The organism is Acidovorax sp. SRB_24 (genome assembly GCF_012931925.1).
Map to the genome: position 1 here is coordinate 68,665 of NZ_MWOM01000018.1, position 6,357 is coordinate 75,021.

Sequence of the window (6,357 nt, forward strand, 5' to 3'; positions counted from 1 at the left end):
CACTTTCTGCCGCCTTCCCATGGAAATTTTTGGTGTCTCCTTGCCGGCCATGCTCAGCCAGCTCCTTCTGGGGCTGGTCAATGGCTCGTTTTACGCAATCCTCAGCCTCGGGCTGGCCGTGATCTTCGGCCTGCTCAACGTCATCAACTTTGCGCACGGTGCGCTGTTCATGATGGGGGCCGTGGTGACCTGGATGGCCATGAATTACCTGGGCATCAACTACTGGCTGATGCTGGTGTTGGCGCCACTGGTGGTGGGGGTGTTCGGGATCTTGATCGAGCGCCTTCTGCTGCGCTGGATCTACAAGCTCGACCACCTGTACGGGCTGCTGCTCACGCTGGGCCTGACGCTGTTGATCGAGGGCGTCTTTCGCTCGGTCTACGGCGTCTCGGGCCTGGGCTACGACACGCCCGAGCTGCTCGAAGGCGCGACCAACCTGGGCTTCATGATGCTGCCCAACTACCGCGCCTGGGTCGTGGTGGCCTCGGTGGTGGTCTGCCTGGGCACCTGGTATGTGATTGAAAAGACCAAGCTGGGCGCCTACCTGCGCGCCGGCACCGAAAACCCGCGCCTGGTCGAGGCCTTCGGCATCAACGTGCCGGTCATGATCACGCTGACCTATGCCTTTGGTGCCGCGCTGGCCGCCTTTGCCGGCGTGCTGGCCGCACCGGTCTACCAGGTCTCGCCGCTGATGGGGCAAAACCTCATCATCGTGGTGTTCGCCGTCGTGGTGATCGGTGGCATGGGCTCCATCATGGGCTCGATCCTGACCGGGCTGGGGCTGGGCATCATCGAGGGGTTCACCAAGGTGTTCTATCCCGAAGCGTCGTCGACCGTGGTGTTCGTCATCATGGTCATCGTTCTCCTGATCCGCCCCGCCGGCCTGTTCGGCAAAGAAAAATAAGGGGCTGCCCACATGAATTTCAAGAAACTTTCCGCCATCGGCTACGGCCTGTTATTCGTCGGCCTGCTGGTGGCGCCGTGGCTGGGCGCCTACCCGGTGTTCGTGATGAAGCTGATGTGCTTCGCGCTGTTCGCCGCGGCCTTTAACCTGCTGCTGGGCTACACCGGCCTGCTGTCCTTCGGCCACGCCGCCTTTTTGGGGGGCTCGGCCTATGTGGCGGGCCAGTCCATGAAGGTGTGGGGCTTCACCCCCGAAGTCGGACTGCTGCTGGGCACGGCCAGCGGTGCGCTGCTGGGCCTGATCGTCGGCTTCTTCGCCATCCGCCGCGAAGGCATCTACTCCACGATGATCACGCTGGCGCTCGCGCAGATGCTGTTCTTCGTCTGCTTGCAGATGCCCTTCACCGGCGGCGAGGACGGCCTGCAAGGCGTGCCGCGCGGCAAGCTGTTCGGCCTGATCGACCTGAAGGACGACCTGGCGATGTACTACGTCGTGCTGGTCGTCGTGGTGGCGGCGTTCTTGCTGATCGTGCGCACCGTGCACTCGCCCTACGGCCAGGTGCTCAAGGCGATCAAGGAAAACGAGCCGCGCGCCATTTCGCTGGGCTACGACACCAACCGCTTCAAGCTGCTGGCGTTCGTGCTGTCGGCTGCGCTGTCGGGACTGGCCGGTTCGCTCAAGACCCTGGTGCTGGGCTTTGCCACGCTCAGCGACGTCCACTGGACGGCCTCGGGCCACGTGGTGCTGATGACGCTGGTGGGGGGCCTGGGCACCCTGTCGGGGCCGCTCGTCGGCTCGGCCGTGGTCGTGCTGCTTGAGAACAAGATCGGCGAGCTCGGCGAGCTGCTGGCCAACGTCTCGGGCATTGCGTGGTTCCACACGCTGGGCGAATCGGTCACCATCGTCACCGGGCTGATCTTCGTGATCTGCGTGCTGGCCTTCCGTCGCGGCATCATGGGCGAGCTGATCGCCTGGCTGACGCGTGTGCGCGGGGGCAAGAAGGCCTGAGGCTTCTGGTGCGTCCCGCGGCGCTCCCCCAATCAAATGCCCCGATCGGCCCCCCGGCCATCGGGGCCTTTTGTTTCTACAAGCGCAGCGCCTGCGCGTAACCCGTCATTTCCAGGTAGCCGCCGCCCACCACCTCGCCCGTGGCAGCGTGCAGCGCGCACAGGCCTTCCCAGTAGATGGCGCCGGTGGAGCCGCGGCTGTCGAGCTCCTGGTTGTCGAGCAGCGCGCGCACCTCGAAGCGCCCCGCGGGCGTGTCCACGCGCCACTGCACCGGGTAGCGCGCCGGGCCCAGCGGGCTGGCCCACCAGCGCAGCGGCGTGAACACGACCTCGGTCGCGGCAAACGCGCGCGGCGCGGCGCCGGCCGCGCGCCACGAGCCGCCCGCCCACAGCGCCGAGCCATCGGCGCGGCGCAGCCGGAAGGCGGTGAGCGCGCTGCCGTCGTGCAGGTTCATGCCGATCCAGTCCCAGCCCACCGCCTGCGGGTGCATCAGCGCCTCGCTCGCCTCGTGGTCGAGCCAGGCGCGGTTGTCGCCGGCCTGCGCCGCTGGCTCCACGGCCATGGTGCGTCCCGCCAGCGCGAGGCTGCCGCCCACCTGCAGCTGTGGCTGGCTGTAGTAGTAGCTGGCCTGCGCCGCATCCGGCCCCTTGCGCGAGAGGCCTTGCTGGCCCTGCAGCAGCACGGGCTGGGTGGTGTCGAAGTCGAGCTGCAGCGCGAAGTCGCCGGCCGTGACGCGCGCGCTGTAGCGGCTGCCCGGGCCCCGGGCGGTGCGACGCAGCGACCAGTCCTGCAGCCGGATGTCGGTGTCGGCCTCGCTCGCCTGCGCCACGCCAAAGCCGGCGCGCGCGATGCGCTGGTCGTGGTGGAGCCGGCCGGCCTGCAGGTCGGTCAGCGCGGCGTGCGCGAACAGGAGCTGGCGCGCGGCAAACGCCGATTGCATCCCTTGCGCGGCATCGACGCGCGAGCGAAAGAAGGTGACCTGAAAGCCCCAGCGCTGCCCGCCCGCGCGCGCCTGGCCGGTGATGTACCACCACTCGGTGCGCAGATCGGGGTGGCTGCCAAAGTCGCGCGGGAACTGCAGCTGGCGCGGCGGCAGCGCCCAAGCGGGCAGGGTGGACCCGGCCAGCACTGTGCCCGCAGCCCACGCCAGCCATTGCCGGCGCGAGGCGTCGGGCGGCGGGGCGTTGGCAGGGAGGAAGCGCATGGCGGCTGTCGAACGGGGGTGGGCAGGCCCTCAAGCCATGCCGGCCTGCACGCGCTGCCCCGCGGCCTCGCAGCAGCCCAGCGTCTGCGCGACCCAGTCCGCGTTGAAATAGGTCGGCAGGTAGCGCTCGCCCGCATCGCACAGCAGCGACAGGATGGAGCCCTGCTCGCCGCGCGCGCGCATCTCCTGCGCGAGCGTGAGCATGGCGGCGAAGTTGGTGCCGGTGGACGGCCCCACGCGCCGGCCCAGCAGCTGCGACAGCGCGCGCATGGCGGCCACCGAATCGGCGTCGGCCACGCCCTCCATGCGGTCGACCAGCGTGCGGATGAAGCTCGGTTCGACGCGCGGGCGGCCAATGCCTTCGATACGCGAGCCCGGCGCCGTGAGCGTGGCGTCGCCCGTGCGGTGGTAGGCGCTGAACACCGATCCGGCCGGGTCGGCCACGCAGACCTGCGTGGCGTGGCGCTGGTAGCGCACATAGCGGCCGATGGTGGCGCTGGTGCCGCCCGTGCCCGCGCCCACCACGATCCAGCGCGGCACCGGGTGGCGCTCGCGCGCCATCTGCGTGAACATGCTCTCGGCAATGTTGTTGTTGCCGCGCCAGTCGGTGGCGCGCTCGGCATAGGTGAACTGGTCCATGTAGTGTCCCCCGGTCTGCGCGGCAATCGCATGGGCCTCGTCGTAGACGGCGCTCGCGCTGTCCACCAAGTGGCAGCGCCCGCCATGGAACTCGATCTGCGCGATCTTCTCGGGCGAGGTGCTGCGCGGCATCACGGCGACGAAGGGCAGGCCCAGCAGGCGCGCGAAATAGGCCTCGCTCACCGCGGTGGAGCCGCTCGACGCCTCGACGATGGTCGAGCCCTCGCGCACCCAGCCGTTGCACAGCGCATACAGAAACAGCGAACGCGCCAGCCGGTGCTTGAGGCTGCCCGTCGGGTGGGTCGATTCGTCCTTGAGGTACAGGTCGATGCCGTGCGCGGCATAGCCGGGCAGCGCGAGCGGGATCAGGTGGGTGTCGGCGCTGCGCTGGAAATCGGCCTCGATGCGGGCGATGGCCTGGTGCAGCCAGGGACTCTGTGGGATCTGGAGGAGGGCGGCGTGGGGCATGGGGCGGATTGTGGCAGGCCTACCAGTCTTCCTTGACCGCCAGCACCGCATCGCGCCCGGCCGCCGCGCGCCCGGCCAGCCACGCCGTCAGCGTGCCGGCCGCCACCACGGCCGCGCACAGCGCGAGCAGGCGCCACAGCGGCAGGCGCAGGTCCATGCGCCAGTGGAAGCTTTGCGGGTTCACCACGTGCACCAGCACCACGGCCACCGCCAGGCCCAGCAAGAGGCCGGCGAGCGCACCCACCGCCGTCCAGGCCGCGCCTTCGCCGGCCACCACGGCCAGGATCTGGCGGCGCGTCAGGCCCAGATGCGCCAGCAGGCCGAACTCTTTGCGCCGCGCCAGCACCTGCGCGCTGAAGCTCGCGGCCACGCCGAACAGCCCGATGCCGATCGCCACCGCCTGCAGCCAGTAGGTGACGGCAAAGCTGCGGTCGAAGATGCGCAGCGAGCGCGCGCGGATCGCTTCGGACGCGGCGAACTCCAGCAGCGGCGCCGGCGCCGCGCTGGCGTTCGCCTCTGCGCCCAGCCCGTCCGCACCGCCCGCCAGCGCCGTGATGGCCCGCTCGAGCTGCGCGACATCAGCGCCGGCGCGCGGCCACAGCGCCAAGTCGTTGGCACGCGCATTGCCCGTCAGGCGCATGTAGTCCGGTGCGTCGATCACCAGAGCGCCGCTCTGGCGCGCATAGTCGCGCCACACGCCTGCTACAAACAAAGGATCTGCCTGGGCTTGTCCCACCTGCGCCAGAGCCGAAAAGGCCTTGGAAAACGCGGGCAGAGTGCGGCCCGGCGTGGCGCCCCACAGGTCGGCCAGCGCCTCGCTCGCATAGACCGCAATGTGGCCGGCAGGCACCGGCAGCGGCGGCGCCACCAGCGGCAGCGTGCGTGCCGCGTCGCCGCCCAGCGGGCGCGCGATCAGCACGACGGGCGCGCGCGCCGGATCGAGCAGCAGCGGCACAAAGCGCGTGCCCTGCACGCGTTCGACGCCGGGCAGCTCGGCGATGCGGCGCACCAGATCGGGGCCGAAGGCCGGCGCGTCGCCGGTCTGCGCGCCGGCGCTGCGCACATAGAGCGGCGCCGGCAGCACGGCGTCGAGCCAGTCCATGACCGAGCCGCGAAAGCTCGCCACCATCACCGTCAGCGCCACCGCCAGGCTGAGGCTGGCGACCACGCCGCCCACCGCCACGGCGGCGGTGCCGCGCGTGCGCCGCGCACGCTCCAGCGCCAGGAGCGGCAGCAGGCGCGGCGCGGCCAGCGGCTGCAGCGCGCGCAGCAGCAGCGCCACGCCCCAGGGCAGCAGCGCAATGCCGCCGACCAGCAGCAGGCCGATCGCGACGTACGCCGCCAATGGAATGCCAAAAACGGCCGGAGCTATTGCCAGCAAGGCGCCAGCCGCTATCAAAACCATACCGACGCGGCCGCGCGGCGCGCCGCTGCCGGTCTGCCCCAGCCCTTTGAGGGCCTGTGCCGGCGCCAGCGCCTGCGCCGCGCGCGCCGGCCACCACCCGCCGAGCACGGCCGCGCCCATGCCCAGCGCGCCGTATAGCAGCGCGGCACCCGCGCTCCACTGCAGGGGTGGCTCGGCACCGGCAAAGTAGCCACCGCCCAGGTCGCCGCCGAGCAGGCGCAGCGCGGCGGCCGCCAGCGCCGTGCCCAGCGCAATGCCGGCGGCGCTGCCCACCAGGCCCAGCAGCAGCGACTCGGCCAGCACCAGCTGCAAACGCTGGCGCGGCGTGGCGCCGAGCACGGCCAGCAGCGCGAACTGCGGCGCGCGCTGGGCCACGCTCAGCGCCAGCACCGAAAACACCAGATACGCGCCGGTGAACAGCGCCACCAGCGCCAGCACCGTGAGGTTGACGCGGTAGGCGCGCGAGAGGTTGCCCACGCTCTGAGCGGCGTCGCCGGGCTCGGCCCAGACCAGGCCGGCAGGCCAGCCGGGGGTGGCCTCGAGCGCCTGGCGGAAAGCGCTGCGCACGGTGCCCGGCCGCAGCTGCAGGTCGATGCGGCTGAGTTCGCCGCCGCGGCCCCACAGGTCTTGCGCAGCGCCGATGTCCATCACCGCCAGTGGCGCGCCGCCGGCCGCCACGCTGCCGGCCACGCGCACCGCCACGCGCTGCAGGCCCGATTGCAGTTCCAG

The 6,357-nt window shown here is 70.9% G+C and carries 5 protein-coding genes; 2 read left to right on the forward strand and 3 right to left on the reverse strand.

What is annotated here, in order from left to right; genetic code table 11:
• The first annotated feature begins 19 nt into the window (after positions 1 to 19).
• Together B2J89_RS08910 and B2J89_RS08915 are read left to right on the forward strand one after the other, a co-directional pair.
• Positions 20 to 904 carry a branched-chain amino acid ABC transporter permease gene (locus B2J89_RS08910; protein WP_169168787.1) on the forward strand — a complete coding sequence of 295 codons (885 nt, stop codon included), beginning with the start codon at positions 20 to 22 and terminating at the stop codon, positions 902 to 904.
• A gap of 12 nt (positions 905 to 916) precedes the next feature.
• Positions 917 to 1,912 (forward strand): branched-chain amino acid ABC transporter permease, encoded by a 996-nt coding sequence (locus B2J89_RS08915; protein ID WP_169168788.1) that lies wholly within the window; start codon positions 917 to 919, stop codon positions 1,910 to 1,912.
• 76 nt (positions 1,913 to 1,988) lie between these two features.
• Here B2J89_RS08915 and B2J89_RS08920 read toward each other — a convergent pair whose 3' ends face one another.
• The 3 genes from B2J89_RS08920 to B2J89_RS08930 form a co-directional block, all read right to left on the reverse strand.
• Positions 1,989 to 3,116, reverse strand: coding sequence for a lipocalin-like domain-containing protein (locus B2J89_RS08920; RefSeq protein ID WP_169168789.1), 1,128 nt, complete (start codon positions 3,114 to 3,116; stop codon positions 1,989 to 1,991).
• A gap of 30 nt (positions 3,117 to 3,146) precedes the next feature.
• On the reverse strand, positions 3,147 to 4,223 hold the full coding sequence (locus B2J89_RS08925; protein WP_169168790.1) for a PLP-dependent cysteine synthase family protein: 1,077 nt from the start codon (positions 4,221 to 4,223) through the stop codon (positions 3,147 to 3,149).
• Between the two features lie 19 nt (positions 4,224 to 4,242).
• On the reverse strand, positions 4,243 to 6,357 hold a 2,115-nt coding region (locus tag B2J89_RS08930; protein ID WP_169168791.1), incomplete at its 5' end, for an ABC transporter permease.